Source organism: Exiguobacterium sp. s39 (genome assembly GCF_018618925.1).
Taxonomy (GTDB): domain Bacteria; phylum Bacillota; class Bacilli; order Exiguobacteriales; family Exiguobacteriaceae; genus Exiguobacterium_A; species Exiguobacterium_A abrahamii.
In genome coordinates this window covers 880,960-896,625 of the sequence record NZ_JACSNA010000001.1, presented here as the reverse complement: position 1 = coordinate 896,625, position 15,666 = coordinate 880,960, and the positions used below count along the sequence as shown (strand labels likewise).

At 49.5% G+C, this 15,666-nt stretch carries 18 protein-coding genes; 8 read left to right on the top strand and 10 right to left on the bottom strand.

Annotated features, from left to right (window positions below; genetic code table 11):
* Positions 1–91 precede the first annotated feature (91 nt).
* Positions 92–547 (top strand): hypothetical protein, encoded by a 456-nt coding sequence (locus KNQ11_RS04740; RefSeq protein WP_023468294.1) that lies wholly within the window; start codon positions 92–94, stop codon positions 545–547.
* Positions 548–564: 17 nt separating this feature from the next.
* Here KNQ11_RS04740 and KNQ11_RS04735 read toward each other — a convergent pair whose 3' ends face one another.
* The gene (locus KNQ11_RS04735) at positions 565–996 is read right to left on the bottom strand and encodes a MarR family winged helix-turn-helix transcriptional regulator (RefSeq protein WP_069940681.1); all 432 of its coding nucleotides are present in this window, start codon (positions 994–996) and stop codon (positions 565–567) included.
* Between the two features lie 109 nt (positions 997–1,105).
* Between KNQ11_RS04735 and KNQ11_RS04730 the strand changes: the two genes are divergently transcribed.
* The gene (locus KNQ11_RS04730; protein WP_023468292.1) at positions 1,106–1,528 is read left to right on the top strand and encodes an organic hydroperoxide resistance protein; all 423 of its coding nucleotides are present in this window, start codon (positions 1,106–1,108) and stop codon (positions 1,526–1,528) included.
* A 134-nt stretch (positions 1,529–1,662) separates the two neighbouring features.
* Here KNQ11_RS04730 and KNQ11_RS04725 read toward each other — a convergent pair whose 3' ends face one another.
* The gene (locus KNQ11_RS04725; protein WP_058713078.1) at positions 1,663–2,799 is read right to left on the bottom strand and encodes a hypothetical protein; all 1,137 of its coding nucleotides are present in this window, start codon (positions 2,797–2,799) and stop codon (positions 1,663–1,665) included.
* Positions 2,800–2,939: 140 nt separating this feature from the next.
* Between KNQ11_RS04725 and KNQ11_RS04720 the strand changes: the two genes are divergently transcribed.
* The 4 genes from KNQ11_RS04720 to KNQ11_RS04705 all read left to right on the top strand — a co-directional run bounded on the left by KNQ11_RS04720 (position 2,940) and on the right by KNQ11_RS04705 (position 5,420).
* Positions 2,940–4,016 (top strand): GTP pyrophosphokinase, encoded by a 1,077-nt coding sequence (locus tag KNQ11_RS04720; RefSeq protein WP_231681756.1) that lies wholly within the window; start codon positions 2,940–2,942, stop codon positions 4,014–4,016.
* A 71-nt stretch (positions 4,017–4,087) separates the two neighbouring features.
* The gene (locus KNQ11_RS04715; RefSeq protein WP_023468290.1) at positions 4,088–4,531 is read left to right on the top strand and encodes a MarR family winged helix-turn-helix transcriptional regulator; all 444 of its coding nucleotides are present in this window, start codon (positions 4,088–4,090) and stop codon (positions 4,529–4,531) included.
* A gap of 72 nt (positions 4,532–4,603) precedes the next feature.
* A complete protein-coding gene (locus tag KNQ11_RS04710; protein WP_058265937.1) occupies positions 4,604–5,089 on the top strand; it encodes a tetratricopeptide repeat protein in 486 nt (161 codons plus the stop codon).
* An 85-nt stretch (positions 5,090–5,174) separates the two neighbouring features.
* The gene (locus KNQ11_RS04705) at positions 5,175–5,420 is read left to right on the top strand and encodes a hypothetical protein (RefSeq protein WP_214770058.1); all 246 of its coding nucleotides are present in this window, start codon (positions 5,175–5,177) and stop codon (positions 5,418–5,420) included.
* A gap of 94 nt (positions 5,421–5,514) precedes the next feature.
* Here the strand turns inward: KNQ11_RS04705 and KNQ11_RS04700 are convergent, their stop codons facing one another.
* Genes KNQ11_RS04700 through KNQ11_RS04680 form a run of 5 tightly spaced genes read right to left on the bottom strand, consistent with a single transcriptional unit; the run spans position 5,515 to position 9,672 of the window.
* A complete protein-coding gene (locus tag KNQ11_RS04700) occupies positions 5,515–6,390 on the bottom strand; it encodes an aminoglycoside phosphotransferase family protein (protein WP_214770055.1) in 876 nt (291 codons plus the stop codon).
* Between the two features lie 50 nt (positions 6,391–6,440).
* Complete coding sequence (locus KNQ11_RS04695; RefSeq protein ID WP_029341679.1) at positions 6,441–6,998, bottom strand: guanylate kinase; 558 nt, start codon at positions 6,996–6,998, stop codon at positions 6,441–6,443.
* Positions 6,988–7,458, bottom strand: a complete 471-nt coding sequence (locus KNQ11_RS04690) for a hypothetical protein (RefSeq protein WP_023468285.1) — start codon at positions 7,456–7,458, stop codon at positions 6,988–6,990. Before KNQ11_RS04690 ends, KNQ11_RS04695 begins: the two co-directional genes overlap by 11 nt.
* Before the next feature lie 13 nt (positions 7,459–7,471).
* Complete coding sequence (locus KNQ11_RS04685) at positions 7,472–8,194, bottom strand: glycerophosphodiester phosphodiesterase (protein WP_251139631.1); 723 nt, start codon at positions 8,192–8,194, stop codon at positions 7,472–7,474.
* A complete protein-coding gene (locus KNQ11_RS04680) occupies positions 8,194–9,672 on the bottom strand; it encodes a carboxypeptidase M32 (RefSeq protein ID WP_214770052.1) in 1,479 nt (492 codons plus the stop codon). Before KNQ11_RS04680 ends, KNQ11_RS04685 begins: the two co-directional genes overlap by 1 nt.
* A 145-nt stretch (positions 9,673–9,817) precedes the next feature.
* Here KNQ11_RS04680 and KNQ11_RS04675 point away from each other — a divergent pair, with 145 nt between their 5' ends.
* Complete coding sequence (locus KNQ11_RS04675; RefSeq protein ID WP_023468282.1) at positions 9,818–10,447, top strand: Lipopolysaccharide core heptose (II) kinase; 630 nt, start codon at positions 9,818–9,820, stop codon at positions 10,445–10,447.
* 142 nt (positions 10,448–10,589) lie between these two features.
* Here the strand turns inward: KNQ11_RS04675 and KNQ11_RS04670 are convergent, their stop codons facing one another.
* The 3 genes from KNQ11_RS04670 to KNQ11_RS04660 all read right to left on the bottom strand — a co-directional run bounded on the left by KNQ11_RS04670 (position 10,590) and on the right by KNQ11_RS04660 (position 14,258).
* On the bottom strand, positions 10,590–11,285 hold the full coding sequence (locus tag KNQ11_RS04670) for a hypothetical protein (protein ID WP_214770049.1): 696 nt from the start codon (positions 11,283–11,285) through the stop codon (positions 10,590–10,592).
* Between the two features lie 78 nt (positions 11,286–11,363).
* On the bottom strand, positions 11,364–12,656 hold the full coding sequence (locus tag KNQ11_RS04665) for a globin-coupled sensor protein (protein ID WP_064300965.1): 1,293 nt from the start codon (positions 12,654–12,656) through the stop codon (positions 11,364–11,366).
* A 300-nt stretch (positions 12,657–12,956) separates the two neighbouring features.
* Entirely contained in the window at positions 12,957–14,258 is a 1,302-nt protein-coding gene (locus KNQ11_RS04660; protein ID WP_214770046.1) for a hemolysin family protein, read from the bottom strand.
* Between the two features lie 282 nt (positions 14,259–14,540).
* Here KNQ11_RS04660 and KNQ11_RS04655 point away from each other — a divergent pair, with 282 nt between their 5' ends.
* Positions 14,541–15,593 (top strand): hypothetical protein, encoded by a 1,053-nt coding sequence (locus tag KNQ11_RS04655; RefSeq protein WP_251133618.1) that lies wholly within the window; start codon positions 14,541–14,543, stop codon positions 15,591–15,593.
* The last annotated feature ends 73 nt before the right edge of the window (positions 15,594–15,666 follow it).

Sequence of the window (15,666 nt, the reverse complement as noted above, 5' to 3'; positions counted from 1 at the left end):
AAAACGTCGCTTGGTTTCAGACAGCGGTTGACATTTTGTTTGATTTCATCGCATATATAGAAGTGAAGAACTGTAACACCAAGGAGGAACCATGTTAACATTTGAAGAAAAACTACGAATTATCGAGACCTTCCCACAACTCGTCCGAAAAGATGTCTCGCTGAAGCGCGTCAATTTCCAATTCCCGGACAGTCAGTATGAGAAGAAGAATCTCGTCTATCATTTGCATCCGAACGGGAACGGCTTCGTCTATGCCGCTGGTCTACCAGGTTATGAAACGGACGAAAAAGGATTCGTCAACATCCGTGAATTCTCAGAGCCTGCTTTAATTCTCTTATTAGAAGATGCAATCAAAGCACTCTCGACGGTCCAATCGGTCGAAACACTCGAAGAAACATGGGTCAACGATAATCAGTTTGAATTGACGTTGCTCAATGAAGACATCGACACGTGGCTCGTCTACGCTGGTGATCTTTTAGACGGTGCATTCAACTCGTATAAGGAAGCAGCGAACTATCTTGAAGAAGAAGGTTTCCGCCGTAAATAAGACAATGAGCGATCCGGTTAATCCGGGTCGCTCATTTTCATGACGAGACGATTCAGTGCCGCTTTGACGACGCGCAAGTCTTCTTCGTCGACGTCGAGTGTCCGGACGAGATCAAGCGGAATGGTCTCTGCTTGTTTCCGTAATGCACGACCGGCATCCGTCAAAAAGATCTGGATGTGCCGTTCGTCTTCCGGCTTACGGACGCGTCGCAACAGATCTGCTGCTTCGAGTTTCTTCAGTAACGGCGTCAACGTTCCCGAATCAAGATGGAGCCGTTCACCGATGGCTTTCAGCGATTGTCCCTCCTCCTCCCAGACGACGAGCATGACGAGATATTGCGGATACGTCAGACCAAGTGGTTCAAGTAACGGACGATAACGACGCGTGATCTCACGCGAAATCGCATAAAACGGAAAACAGAGTTGTTCATCTAACGCTAATGGGTTCATAAAAAAATTCCTCCTATCGTGAGCAAACGAGTTGCATTTTGATTTGAATTGTATACAATCTAATTGTAAGCTACTTATTTGAATCTAACAACGAAAGGGAGTTACACACATGAAACCAATGTTCACATCATCTGCAACAGCTGTCGGAGGTCGCGACGGACGCGTCGTATCGGAGGACGGTATTCTTGACGTTGCCCTCGCAATGCCGGTACCAGGATCGAAAAAACAAGCAACGAACCCAGAACAACTCTTTGCTGCAGGATATTCTGCTTGCTTCGACTCTGCCTTGAACATGGTCGCTCGCAAACAAGGGATCAAACACGATGGCAGTGAAGTCACAGCACACGTGACATTAAACGAAGCAGCTGACGGATTCATGCTTTCCGTCGAACTCGATGTACTCGTCCGTGGGATCTCAGAAGAAGCTGCGGCTGAACTTGCGAAAGTCGCGCATACGGTCTGCCCTTACTCACGTGCAACTGCTGGAAACATCCAAGTCGACGTCTACACACGTACGACTGACGCAGAATAAGTGTAGCATTTCTAGCCAGCCCGAGGTTTACTCTCGGCTGGTTTTTTTGTTTTTTATAATAATTTTGGTAGTTGAAATAATTATATTTTTGATGATGAACGGTTGCTCTTACGAAAAGAACAACCGCTCTTTTTTTACAGTTGATGGACCGATAAGATGACGAGTTCCCCGGACACGGTGACATAATAGGCATCCTCGAACCGGTAGCGTTCATTGTGTTCTGCGTCATAGACGGTGACCATCGGTTCCGCGTCGTCTCCGATCGCTTCGTGTAAATAGAAGCGTCCGCGTAGGACGCGTTCGAACGGCTCCTTATCGAGGAATCGGGCACCGTTGCGTAAGTTGATCACTTCATGATGGTGTTCGGACCGGTCATTGACGATGAAGATCGTCGACTCAACGTCATCGTACGTGAAGTCGAGCGGTTCATAGTCACTCCACTGAATCCTGGCGACTTCTTCGACACTCGCTTCCGTGTCGATCCGGTAAAAGATTTCTTCGTTTAGACGATCGGTATAGGCACTAAAGATCAGATGCCCTTCCTGTTCCCCGAGATACTGGACGGTATCCCCTTCCCCTTCTAACTTCAACAAGGTTGCGAACGATAAGTGCTCAACACCGCGTTCGATTTCCTCAATCAAGGTAGGCAGTGGGGCGATCAAGAGACTTTCCGAGTGGTCGATTGGATCTTCCGGTGAGATGACACCACTTTCAAGGGCGTCATAGAACGAGAACTCATCGAGCCGGGCATTACAGACGATGTACTCCTTCTCTTCGAGCGTGACGAGAAAGAAATAGAGTTCCCGGTAATTCTCCGTCATCCCGTAGAGCCGTGGATCACGAATCGTCTGCCGCGATTCATCCTTGACGTCATACAGAAAAGCGGACGTCGTATCCGTCGTCTGTAAGAATACGAGATAGTTCTCATTGAGCACCCAGTAGAGCGTCAAATCCCCTTCGACATAAAACGACGCAATCTGCTCCCGTTTACCGGACAAGAGATCGATGACGAGCACTTCCGTCTCCCCGCCCTGTTCTTGCGTATGTTCATTCAAACAATAGACTCTTCCGTGCCGCACGAACGGTCGGGTTGGTCCGTGATCCGTCAAGGCTTCTGGCGTTAGATCGACCTGTTCTTGATCTTCAAGATCATACCGGCTGATGTGGTAACGGGCGTCATCAAGACGACGTCGAAAATAGATCGACGATGGTGTGACATGCAAAACATCCATATGATCGGCGGGTAAAGCACGGGCATCCACTATTTCCATGATTAATCTCCTCCCGGACACGTACTACTTGTCTTTTTCCCACGAATCGTACTGCTTCAAACAGGGTCTTGCTGTGCGTTTAACGAAGCAGAGTGCTACAATATGGCTAGATGACTACAGGATGAGGAAGGTGCGAAACGGTGCAATCACAAGATTTAAATACGATGATGCTCGAATATGTCAACGATAAGGAAGAATACGATGCCTACGCCGACAAGTTGAAGATGCTCTTGTCCGAGTTGCTCGACGCGGCAGGCATCAAATACCACTCGATCGTCGCCCGGACGAAGGACTCCGAAAGTCTGTATCAAAAAGTCTTACGGCAACCGAACAAATACCGTTCACTTAAGGACGTCCATGACTTGACCGGGATCCGGATCGTCACTTATTTCCATGACGACGTCCGGGAAGCGGCACGCATCATCGAGAATGAGTTCGCGATCGATCGCGATCAATCGGTCGATAAGTCGACGTTGCTCGATACGACGGAATTCGGTTATCTCTCGGTCCACTTCGTCGCTTCACTGAGCGATCAGCGGCTTGCCCTGAGCGAGTATGGTCGTTTCAAGGATTACACGGCTGAGATCCAGATCCGCTCGATCCTGCAACACGCGTGGGCGGAGATCGAACATGATCTCGGATATAAAAATCCGAACAGTGTCCCAGCAGAAGTCCGGCGCAGCTTCAGTCGGGTGGCAGGATTACTCGAGATCGCCGATCAGGAGTTCGTCAACATCAAGAAACAGTTAAAACAATTTGAAGACGAGACCGTTCAACAAATCTTGTCTGACCCCCATCAAGTCCGGATCACGGCAGATAACTTGAACTACTTCATCGATCACTCCCCGGTCATCAACGAGCTCGATAAACGACTCGTTACATCGCAAATGATGCTCGATTCCGATCAACAACTGATCAACGAACTGATTCGGATGTTCCATTATGTCGATATCCGGACATACGGGGAATTGATTGAAGCCGTCACGACCCACAGTCCGCTCGCTTTACGCTGTGCGAAGGTCATGCCGAATCCGTTCCTGCCCCGTCAAGGAATCGGCATCGCCTATATCTGCATGGCACTGACGATTGCTGGCGAAGATACACACCGGATCGACTACTTCTTCCGCCGCTTCTATCCAGAACTGCGCAACGTCGAAGAGATCGTCGCCCAAGTCGCCCGCGTCGTCGAAACAGATGATTCAAGAGAAAAATATTGATTAAACTAAAATTTTTCACTATACTAAATCACGAGTGAAAGAAACTACGGTATAGAAAGAGTGAACGATACATGGCAACTACACTAGAAGTAGCACAACGCGATCAGTTGATCGTTGATACAGAAAAAGGATTACGGATGAACTACCGCGCGATCAAAAAGGACGTGCGTAGCATGTTCACGACTTACTTGACACGCAATGAATTCTTCATCTTGAAGTCCCTTTGTGCGAACAGTCCGCAAATCGCCTCTGCCCTCTCGCAGGAGTTCCAATTCTCAGCGAGCATGATCACGGCATTAGCAGACGAATTGACGAAAAAAGAGTTGATCTCGCGTGAGCGAAGTGAACTCGATCGTCGTGTCGTCGAACTCCGCGCCACTCCAAAAGGCATCGAGCTCTATGAAAAACTCGAATCGATGAAGATGGATTACCTCGCAGACGTCTTCGAGGACTTCTCGGATCAGGAACTCGAACTGTTCCGGACGCTCTTGACGAAGCTTGAAAAAACAATCTAAGCTGTTCAATCGAACGGATCCGGTCAGGATGACCGGATCCGTTTTTTAGTTTATTCAGGAGGAGGAAACACGATGTTTGATTTCGAATCGGTGCAACAGTTACGACAGACGGGGCAATATGAAGCAGCGAAGGCTGTCGTTCGTCAGTATGTCGAGACGGCACCTAACGACCCGACCGTTCTCTATCAGATGGCGTGGTGTCATGATAGTCTCGGTGAGGAGCAGGCTGCTGTTCCCTATTACGAACAAGCCCTAGCACTCGGTCTTGCAGGTGAGGACCGTCTGCAGGCATATATCGGGCTCGGCAGTACATATCGTGTCATCGGTCAGTTCGAAGTTGCGTCAGACGTGTTTCATCGTGCGCTCCGTGAGTTTCCGGACGCCCATGCCCTGCAAGCCTTCCTCGCAATGACGGAGTACAATCTCGGTCAAGCCGATCAGGCAGTCGGTCGGTTGCTGAAGAGTCTTGCTACGACGTCGTCGGACGCCTCGATCCAGACATTTGACCGAGCAATCCGTTATTATGCCGATCATTTGGACGAGATCGTCAAAGAATGAACGGCAACGGTTGACGAGTGCTCGTTTTGCACAGCATAATGTAACAGCCAAGCGGACTCGCTTTTGGCAGGAAAGGAAGTTAAGGATGTCATCAAAAAAAGTATGGACAGTAGAAGGTTACGAAGAACAAGGGCAAGAAAAACACGGCAAGGCAAGCAAGTCAGAGACACATACGAATGAAGCCGATGCTAAGAAAGCTGCTAAAAAGATGGCGGATCAGAATGATCATCTCGACGTCTACGTCATTTATACGAGTACGGTAAACGGTAAAACAGAAGAACGATTCTTCAATTCGAACGGCAAGTATAGTGAAGAAGGCTTCGAGTGGTAAGTATCGCTTCGAATATATGATTCAGACCAAACATGATGCGTTCGTTTCTCAGTCAAGAGAGACGAACGCATCATGTTTTTGTTGTCCTTGCTGTTCAAGTCTCATACCAAAGCGGGATGTCCCGCTGAAAGCCAGCATGATCTTGAATGATTCGCTGAACACGTCGTTGCATCGCTTGCATTCCGTCTGCATCGAACCGCTTCGCCCAGACGAGTGCTGAAAAGACGACCGTCGCCATGTAAAGACTATACATTCGCCAAAAGTCGGACGGTACTTCGTTCTCGAAATATCCTTTAATCATGTGACGGGCAAATACCGGACTCGTCTCGACCTGAAACAGACCACATTTAACGAAGTCATGCCACGGATCGCCATAATCATGGTTCCCGTAATCAAGGAAAGCGGAAAGATGCCCATCCTCGACAAGGAGATTATCGAGATGAACGTCGTCATGTTGCAATCGATTCGGACGTGCCTGAAGTAACGAAATCCGCTCGCTAATGAATCGATCAAGACGCTCGATCCACGTTGGCTCAAGCAACCCGTCAATCGCTGCGCGATAGCGGTCATGTTTCGCCTGGCAACGTTCGCTCCAAGACGTCATTTCGCTCGGTGCGGTGACGTCATGAATGCGTCTCAACGCTCGCCCTGTCTCCTGACCGAGTCGGGGTGCTAATTCCGGTGACTCCTCGAGCACACTTCGAACGGTTTTTCCGGGTAGGTACGGATAGATGCCGTAAGCGGTCGTTGCGGTCCGTCCGGTCGCTAGCGGTAAGGCATGAGACAATCCCGCTTGTTTTGGAATCGCTAAAGCGGCTTCTCGTTCAAATTGACGACTAGACGGATCCGTCACGACCTTGACGATGTAGTGCGCTGTTGCCGTCTTGACGGACCAGTCGGCTTGGCGCGATCGACCAGATAACTGTCTTTCGCTCTCAACGTGCGCGAGTAAGGGATGCAAAGGTAGCATATAGACTCCTTTCTAACATCAAAAAGAGGACGCATCTTGCGTCCTCTTCGTCATGCCTGTGGAATGTAGCCAGCAATGATCTCAAGCAGATCGGCATACGCTGTCTCAAAATCGATGTTTTCAATCATATAATCATAATGATCGCGGTCTTTCCACGCTTCCTCGTAATCGACGAGTCGCGCTTCAAACTCCGGTGTATCCCCGCGCATCAACAGTCGTTCCTTCATCAAGTCGGGTGGGACCGAGACGAAAATCGTGATCACTTGGTCGCCAAACAAACGCTTGAAGTTCGCCGCCCCTTTCGGATCAATGTCCTTAATGACGATTTGATCCTGTTCGAGGACATCGACATACGCTTGACGCGGTGTCCCGTACCACGCCCGGTGGACGTGGGCGTATTCGATGAAGCCGTCGTCTTGGATCAATTGTTGGAACGTCTTGACGTCGACGAAATGATAGCTTGCTCCATCAATCTCCGTCGGTCGTTTCGGTCGGGTCGTCACCGACGGAATGAACCGGACGTGCGCGTATTCCGTTCGCAGACGTTTGATCAGGGAGGACTTTCCGCTGCCCGATCCACCAATCAAGAGAATGATTTTACCTGACATCGTTTTCCCCCTGTTGTTGTGTCGTGAAGTAACCTGTAAAGCGAAGAGCGAACTGTTCGAGTTCACTATCGACGACCGTTCCGTAAATCGGTCGGATGACGATTAAATAGCGTTCATACGAGATGATCCGGGATGTCTCGTTTCGTGTCATCTGGACTTGTTCTTCCGGATAACTCTCGACGTAATACCAATCGACCGCAATTCGTTCATCGGATGGGGTCTCATAAATCCAGGTCACCGTCGTTCCATCCGCAGGAAGGGTGCTTTTCAAGGTGAAGCGCTGAATCTGCTTCAGTTCCCGTTTCGCTGACGCAAGTCCTGCCTGATAATCCGCAGGGCGCATCGGTGTCGTCGTCACTTGCTTCGGTTTTGGTTCCGGCAAGCGGGCAAAGCCAAGCTGAAGTCCGACGAATAAAGCGACGAGCGACAAACTGATGACGAATACGTATTCCTTGCGCATCCCTTCCTCCTCCTCATCCTTCGAGTGTATCGCGCATCCCTTTTGGATCATTAACGATGACGGCGTCGACGCCGATCCGCTGCATCTGCCGGACATCCTCGACCGTCTTCGGAGTATAAACCCGGACCGTGACATCTTGCGCGTGAGCGAACGCGACGTCCGCTTCCGTCACCCGTCGATAATCGGGATGGATTCCGGTCGCACCAATCCGGAGGGCTTGTTCTTCCGGATGATAGATCGGATATGGATAGAGAATCGCCGTCTCGACGCTTGGGTCGAGCTTACGAATCAAAGCAACCGAATAATGATTGAACGAACTGAATAACAGCCGGTCGGTCGCGATGCCGTGCGCCGCGCAACGTTCGAGGACATACGCCTCGATACCGTCATACCGGATCGTATCCGTCTTCAGCTCGATGTTGAGCCGCAGAGTTGCTGGTGCAAGGATTGCGAGGACTTCGTCAAGCGTCGGAATCTTCGTCTTGATCGGTTCACCTTTGAATCGAGCTCCAGCATCCAGTGCCTGCAGTTCAGCAACCGTCATGTCGATGACGCGTCCCTTCCCGTTCGTCGTCCGGTTGACGGTCTCATCGTGAATGATGACACCGACACCGTCCTTTGAGAAATGGACATCGAATTCGACCCCATCGACGTCGTCTTCAATCGCAGCAGCGATGGCTTCAAGCGTGTTCTCTGGAAAACGGTCACTGACGCCGCGGTGTGCGAACCACAACATCAGAGTGCCTCGACGACACGCGTGTATTTCTTCGTCAAGTAGTTGACGAGTGGTGCAACCGAGATCGATTGACCCGTTGCTGCTTCGATCAGTTCAGCCGGTGTCTTCGATTTCCCGTGACGGTGGATGTTTTCTTTCAACCAGCCTTTGATCGGAGCGAGTGTTCCCGCTGCGATCAGACCATCGACGTTATCGACGTCACGACGAAGCGCTTCGTTCAGCTGTGCCGCATAGACGAGACCGAGCGCGTAACTTGGGAAGTAACCGAACGAGCCACCTGACCAATGGACGTCCTGTAAGACGCCTTTTGCGTCACTCGGCACATCCACACCGAGATACTCTTTATAGAGACGGTTCCATTCTTGCGGAAGATCCTTGACTTCGAGCTCTTTCGTCATCAAGCGTTTTTCGAGCTCATAGCGGATGATGATATGAAGCGCATACGTCAATTCATCTGCTTCGATCCGAATCAGTGACGGTTTGACTTCATTGACCGCGGCATAGAAGCGTTCGAACGGGACGTCAGCCAGTGACGGAATCGCTTGTTGTAAGCCATGATAACGTGCTTCGAGGAATCCTTGATTACGTCCGATGAAGTTCTCAAAGAACAGTGATTGTGATTCGTGAATCCCCATCGAAGCCCCGTCACCAAGACCGAGTGAATCGAGTTCCGGTTCGATCCCTTGCTCATACGTCGCGTGTCCGGCTTCATGCATCGTGCCGAAGACAGAGTTCCGGTAGTCGGTCTCATCGTATTTCGTCGTGATGCGTGCGTCCTTCCGGTTGATCGTCGTCTGGAACGGATGGACCGTCTCATCCAAGCGACCAGACGTGAAGTCATAGCCGATATCGCGGAGCCACTCTTGGTTCAAGGCGATCTGTGTCTCGCGGTCCGCTGACCAATCAAGCGTCGGGAAGTCTTTTCCTTCGAGCTGACCGAGCAAACCGATGATCGCTTGACGGAGTTCTGCGAACAATGGGTCGAGTGTCGCGACCGTCATCCCCGGCTCATAATCATGGAGCAGTGCGTCATATGGGTGCGCGTCATAACCCCAATACTCGACGAACTGGCGCTCCATCGCGACGATTTTCTCGAGGTATGGTTCGAACATCGACCAATCGTTTGCGTCCTTCGCCTTTTCCCAGACGCTCTCTGCCTCAGAGATCAACGTGATGAATGTTTGGTACTCGGCTTCTGGAATCTTCGAGTCGCGATCGAATGCTTCTTTTGCTTTTGCGAACGAGATTGCTTCGATACCCGTCAGCGTCTCTTGCTCCATCGCTGCTAGTAATTGTTGGTATGTTTCGCCTGTCCGGCGACGGAAGCTCTCCGTCGAGAGGAATCCGATCGACGCAGAACGGTTCGCTGCGCCTTGATCCGGCATGTATGTCCGCATATCCCAGTAAAGTAATGCGACGGCTTCTTCGTATGCGCGAAGACCATCGAAATGGTCGCGCCATTGTTGTGTCGTTGACATGATTAAAAACCCCCTTAAAGTATGTAACAGTGTAGCATTTTTAGCATATCACATAATGTTCAAAACTTTCACACACAAGCGATTTTTGAAACTTTTCCTGTCAGATGAGCGTATAATGGGTATAAGAAATGAAGGAGGAAAGGAAGTGACACCATTGAAAACTGACGCTGAGTTAGCGCAATTGATCCAATTGAAAGAAACAGGCTTCGTTTGTACGATCGAGCATCTTCCGAGTGAACTTGACTTAATCGGGACAGGACGAAGTGCGTTCGTCTTTCGCATCCGCGGTACGGATCGCGTCATCAAGAAATTTTACCCGTCGTTTCGAACGCTCGCTGATCTCGAAGGGAGCATCTACGCACAATTGACTGATTTTCCGACGTATGCGCAAGTCTACGAATACGGTGCCGATTATATCGTGCTTGAATACATTGAAGGTCAAACGTTATTCGAATGTCTCGTCAGCGGGACGTTCATCCCGGAATCCGTCTTAACGACAGTCGATACGGCTTTAGCACAAGCACGATCCGTCGGTTTGAACCCATCAGACATCCATTTACGCAATATCCTTTTGACCGCTAACGGAACACGGATCATCGACGTCGCTCGGTTCCGTCAAACGGAACCGTGTACACAATGGGATGATTTGAAGAAGGCATATCATTATGTATATGCAAAACCGTTCTTCCCGAAAAAGTTGAGCGAGACGTTCCTCAATACGATTGCCGACGTCTATAAGGGACGGTTGTTCGAATCGATCCGAAAGACCGGTTAACGAAAAGGCGCGCTGATTCTCTTCTGTAGAGATCCAGCGCGCCTTTTTTGTATGTATTCATATAATCATTAGGGGAACGACCTATCTTATTACTTCTTGTGCTTTAAATTTTTAAATCAATAATACGGTCAGTGAAATAAAATCACTTCGAATAAACAAGTCGAAAGACGATCATACTAGCAACGGCTAAGAGACGTTCGTTCGTGTCACAGTTAAAGACGAGTCGCGCCCCGTGTCGTGACCCCGTCGCGATACAATCCCCGTTTTGATAGACGCCGATTTTTCGCGTAAGCGTCGAGGACCGAATCTGATACTCCTGACCGGCATACGAGACGAGTAAGACTTCTTGCAGCTGCAGTTGCTGACGCAGTGCCGCATCGTTACGAATCGTTCCGACATCGCGTCCGTCTTTGCGAATCACGAAATGTGTCGTATTGCGGAGCCACTCCGTTCTCGTCTCTTTAATTTGTAATTGTTCCCCGTCTCCTTCGAACGTCACGTCGAGAAAAAATGATTCGAACTTTTCGAAGCGCGCAAGGATTGCCTGCCACCACGTGGCGTATCGACGTGAGAACGTCAGCCATCGTTCATGCGCGAGAAAGACCGTATTCGTCTTTCGGCTCGCCCGATCTGCCAAGCGAACGGATATCCCCTCTTCTACTCCCCGATAACGTAAATCGCGCCGGATTTGCCACCATTCGACTCCACCGATCACGAAAGCGACGCCCGTTAAACCGAGTAATCCGTACAACTCACGTGGAGCGAGTTCCCCTGTCATCAAATAATGTCCAATCAATGCTAAAAAACATAAAACAATCAGTAGTAGACTCTGAACCATAAACCATTCACACCTCCACTTTCATTTTTCCATAAAACGACAAAAAAATCCTCCTTTCCCGTAGAAAGGAGGGATCACTTATAAGGTTGCTGCGACTTCTTGTAAGTCATCCGCCGTCTCAGCAATCGCTTCTGCGATCTTACGCATGCCTTCGATCGTTCCAGCGACATCCTTCGTATCGGTCGATAGTTCATGAATTTGCCGCGAGACCGCATCCGTCTGTTCCGAAATCCGTGAAAAGGCACGGACGACTTGTTGCATCTCCGTCGTCGTTCGGACAACCGCCGTCTCCGTCGTTCCCATCCGCTCTGAGACGACGAGCATCTTTTGCGTGATTTCTTGGGCGATCCGCGACGTCTCTGCTGCCGACTGTTTACTCTCTTCAGCGAGTTTCCGAATTTCTTGCGCAACGACGGTAAACCCGCGCCCCATCTCCCCAGCACGTGCCGCTTCGATCGAGGCGTTCAAACTGAGCAGGTTCGTCTGATCAGAAATCGTCGTCACCATCCCGGCGATTCGCTCGATTTCCTGTGACAGACGAGACAGTTCAGCGACTTGTTCGGTCGTCCGTGATAAATCTGCAACGACATGTTCAAAGCGACGTGTCTCCTCTTCGACGAGGACGACACCTGCTTCTGCTTCACTGACCGCTTCCGTCAACTGGATTGAAATTGCGTCTGTCGTCGTCGAGACGTGTTTGGCGTGCCGTTCAATCTCTTGGAAGTTCGCTGACGACTCTTCACTCATCGCAGCAAGTTCTTCCGTTGATTTTTGAACGCCATCTCCGACGTGCCGTTTGGCTGTCGCGATCGCTTGGCGTTCCTCATCGATTTGATCCTCATACATCGTCATGACGATCTGTTGCTCGAGGTTGAAGAGTTTCCCCGCTGCCCGCATGATCCGGACACGTTCTGCTTCCGGCCAATCACTGCCGTCAATCTGTTCACTGAGGACGTTCCAGACTTTTTGGAAGGCGGCGATATACCATTTATTATGCAGCCCGATTTGAACATGTCGCTCGGCGATCCGGCGCCGGGCTTCGATATAGTCCATCGTCACCTGACCATCGAACATTTGCAGGATGTGCCGAGCGAGAGTGCCTTTCAATCGTTCGAGCGTCGAATGCTGTTCAATCAAATGCCGGAGTGACGGAACACGAACCAGCTCCTCGTAGAACGCGTCGACCATGCTCGGCATCCAACGGGATACATCTTCGCGGATGACCCGGACAATTTGTAAATCGACTGCTTCTAGACCGATTAAACGTAATTGTTCATGTAAGGATGTCGGAACATTCAACACGACATGAGCGCGTTCGCCTTCGATGCGCGCATCAAAGGACGGTGATGCTGATTTCGCGAACCATTTCATATGCTTCTCTCCCTCATTTATTTGTGAACTTCATTCCTTATATCGTCTCGAACTTCTAACAATTGAATGGAAAATCACAATAATTATGTATAACCTTGAACGTTTGTTGATTAAAGAGACCACTTTCCTGAGCATCTAGTAGATATACTCTCGCTTTATCGCCAAATCTTATCGATTCGCGAGCTCGTCGGTCCGGAATATTATCATACTTCTCTTTGATGAACGCGCTAAGACCTCGTTTGATAAAAGAAGACCCGCCAGCTCAGTAGATTGAACTACTAAGCAAAACGGGTCTTTCTGTTAGCTTGACGGCAAGGTCAACTTGACATCCTGAATCTGATATTGGGCAGAACGCAAGATTTCAAGCGTAAACGCCTCATCTGTGACGATCGTTCCCTCTTCAAAAACAGCCGTCCGTGATTGGATATATCCACCGATCGTGTCGACCGCCTCTGCTTCAGTGAACCGAAGACCAAATCGTTCTTCAATTTCAACTAATAGGACAGTACCCGCTAAGCGGTACGAGCCGTCCGGTAACTGTTCGATCTCGGCTTGCTCCGCTTCATCGAATTCATCACGGATATCACCGACGATTTCCTCCAAAATATCCTCCATCGTGATCAAACCGGATGTCCCACCATACTCGTCGATGACGAGAGCGATGTGTGACCGTGTCTGTTTCATCTTCAAGAGTGTTTCTTGCAGTGGTGTCAATTCCGAGACGACCGGCAACGGTTTAAGGAACGATGCAAGTTCTCGTTCGTCTTGTACCGCGTGATGGGCGAGCACTTCCTTGACGTTGATATAACCACTAATCCGGTCCTTATCCGTTCCTTCACTGACCGGGTAACGTGTATACGGATTGTCAGACATCGTCTGTAATAGATTTTCCCAACTCATCTCGTCCGAAATGACCATCATGTTCATCCGTGGCACCATGATGTCGCGCGTGACACGCTCATCAAACGCAAAGACGTTTTGCATCAAGGCGAGTTCCGATTGATTGATCTCACCACTTTGAAAACTTTGTGCCATGATGATCTTCAACTCTTCTTCGGAATGGGCTTGTTCGTGACCGGCAGGTTTCACACCGAACATCCGCAAGAGGACACGGGCCGAACCGTTCATGATCCAGATGAACGGATACATGACTTTTCCGAATACATAGAGTGAAGGAGCTAGCAGTAACGTCATCCGTTCCGCATACTGGATCGCGAGCGTCTTCGGTGCAAGTTCTCCGATGACGACGTGGAGAAACGTCACGAAGATGAAAGCGATACTGTATGAGAGAATCGTTGACAGCGCAACGGCGACACCAAGTTCATCAAAGACCGGTGTCAACAATTTCTCGACGGTCGGTTTCCCGAGTGCACCCAGACCAAGTGCAGTGATCGTGATACCGAGCTGACAGGCCGACAAGTAATAATCGAGATCTCCTGCGACCTTCTTCGCAAGTACTGCTCCCTTTTTTCCTTCTTGCACCATCTGGTCGAGACGTGACATCCGGACTTTAACGACAGCAAATTCCGAACCGACGAAAAACGCGGTCAAACCAATCAATACGACGAGCAACAACAAATTCAGTGTTAAGACGATGTCCAACTTGTATCCCCCTAAAAGCGGGGGATCACCTCCTTTTGATTTTAAACTGTACAGTATAACGTGACACTTGATAAGAGTGTACGATGCTTTTTCTTCAAACGCAACCAATATCACTTCGTTGAAGTTCAGACGACCATTAATCATGTACCTGTAATACTAGGTTTCTCTTATTTAGTTACCGGTTATATAAGAGCTATGCGCGTAAGAAACTTGAGATGAAGCTTTTACATTCATGAACATCTCGAAATTGAAAGACCAATTTGGGGAGAGGTAGTGCTTATTATGGAAAAGACAAACAGAGGCTTTTCGTCGCATTTCCGAGCGGAAGCGGACGGAGCAGGTCGTAACATCTCATGGAGCTCGATTTTTGCAGGTGTGGTATCATTTCTATCTTTATTGATCTTATTTAGTTTAATCGGTTCAGCGATCGGACTCGGCGTCACGGACGTCACATCGAATAACCCGTTCGATGGTGTCGGTACTGGTTTGATCATCTGGGCAATCCTTTCATTGCTCATCTCGCTGTTCGTTGCCGGATTCGTCTCCGGTTTGACGTCGGCACGTGCCGGTCTCGTCCACGGTTTCTTGACATGGTCGACGAGCGTCATCTTACTGTTCGCTCTCTTGACGTTCACGACGGTCAATACGTTACAATCGGTCGGCTCACTACTCGGTACGGTCGGTGGTGCGGCTGGTAACGGCATCGGATCCGTTGCTTCGACGGCGCAAGAAGCTGCGACGAAAGGATTCGATTCGATTACGAAAAACGTGTCACAAGTTGATACGAAAGAACTTGAAGGGAACGTCGACGAAATCTTAAAAGATACGGACATCAAAGAATTGCAACCAGGTTACTTGCAGAACGAACTTGACGCTGTTCAAGAAGACGTCACGGCTGCTGGTAAGGAAGCGATCACGAAACCAGAAAACTTCGATACGATCGTCCAGGATCTCGGTGATTCGTTGACAGCACGAGCTGAAAAAATCGAGAAATCAGTCGATGAAGATAAAATCGCTGATGCTGTTGCGAAAAACACCGATTTGACAGGTGCTGAAGCGGAAGAAGCGACGCAAAACATCGTCGATGGTCTCAACACGGCAACAAAAGAAACGACGCAACAAATTGAGACTGCTAAACAAACGCTTGATGAAACATCCGCTGACCTCAAGAAAACGGTCCAAGATGTTCGCGAGCAAACAGAACAAGCGACACAAACGGCGTCAAAAGTTTCAATCTGGGCGTTCGTCGGACTGCTTCTGACTCTTATCTTTACGTCATTCGCAGGAATCGTCGGCTCACGCGTCGCAACACGCGGTCGTGTCATGAATAAATAATGATTCTTCCTTAACTGATTCCGCCTTCGCGGAGTCAGTTTTTTTGTGCGGTAAGACAATCTGATTGACTACA

Bases quoted from the DNA above. Each gene is read 5' to 3' on its own strand.
- KNQ11_RS04730 (WP_023468292.1), top strand. From the start codon at position 1,106: ATGAAACCAATGTTCACATCATCTGCAACAGCTGTCGGAGGTCGCGAC.
- KNQ11_RS04670 (WP_214770049.1), bottom strand. From the start codon at position 11,285: ATGGTTCAGAGTCTACTACTGATTGTTTTATGTTTTTTAGCATTGATT.
- KNQ11_RS04680 (WP_214770052.1), bottom strand. From the start codon at position 9,672: ATGTCAACGACACAACAATGGCGCGACCATTTCGATGGTCTTCGCGCA.
- KNQ11_RS04665 (WP_064300965.1), bottom strand. From the start codon at position 12,656: ATGAAATGGTTCGCGAAATCAGCATCACCGTCCTTTGATGCGCGCATC.
- KNQ11_RS04735 (WP_069940681.1), bottom strand. From the start codon at position 996: ATGAACCCATTAGCGTTAGATGAACAACTCTGTTTTCCGTTTTATGCG.
- KNQ11_RS04685 (WP_251139631.1), bottom strand. From the start codon at position 8,194: ATGTTGTGGTTCGCACACCGCGGCGTCAGTGACCGTTTTCCAGAGAAC.
- KNQ11_RS04710 (WP_058265937.1), top strand. From the start codon at position 4,604: ATGTTTGATTTCGAATCGGTGCAACAGTTACGACAGACGGGGCAATAT.
- KNQ11_RS04705 (WP_214770058.1), top strand. From the start codon at position 5,175: ATGTCATCAAAAAAAGTATGGACAGTAGAAGGTTACGAAGAACAAGGG.
- KNQ11_RS04695 (WP_029341679.1), bottom strand. From the start codon at position 6,998: ATGTCAGGTAAAATCATTCTCTTGATTGGTGGATCGGGCAGCGGAAAG.
- KNQ11_RS04700 (WP_214770055.1), bottom strand. From the start codon at position 6,390: ATGCTACCTTTGCATCCCTTACTCGCGCACGTTGAGAGCGAAAGACAG.
- KNQ11_RS04655 (WP_251133618.1), top strand. From the start codon at position 14,541: ATGGAAAAGACAAACAGAGGCTTTTCGTCGCATTTCCGAGCGGAAGCG.
- KNQ11_RS04725 (WP_058713078.1), bottom strand. From the start codon at position 2,799: ATGGAAATAGTGGATGCCCGTGCTTTACCCGCCGATCATATGGATGTT.
- KNQ11_RS04740 (WP_023468294.1), top strand. From the start codon at position 92: ATGTTAACATTTGAAGAAAAACTACGAATTATCGAGACCTTCCCACAA.
- KNQ11_RS04690 (WP_023468285.1), bottom strand. From the start codon at position 7,458: ATGCGCAAGGAATACGTATTCGTCATCAGTTTGTCGCTCGTCGCTTTA.
- KNQ11_RS04715 (WP_023468290.1), top strand. From the start codon at position 4,088: ATGGCAACTACACTAGAAGTAGCACAACGCGATCAGTTGATCGTTGAT.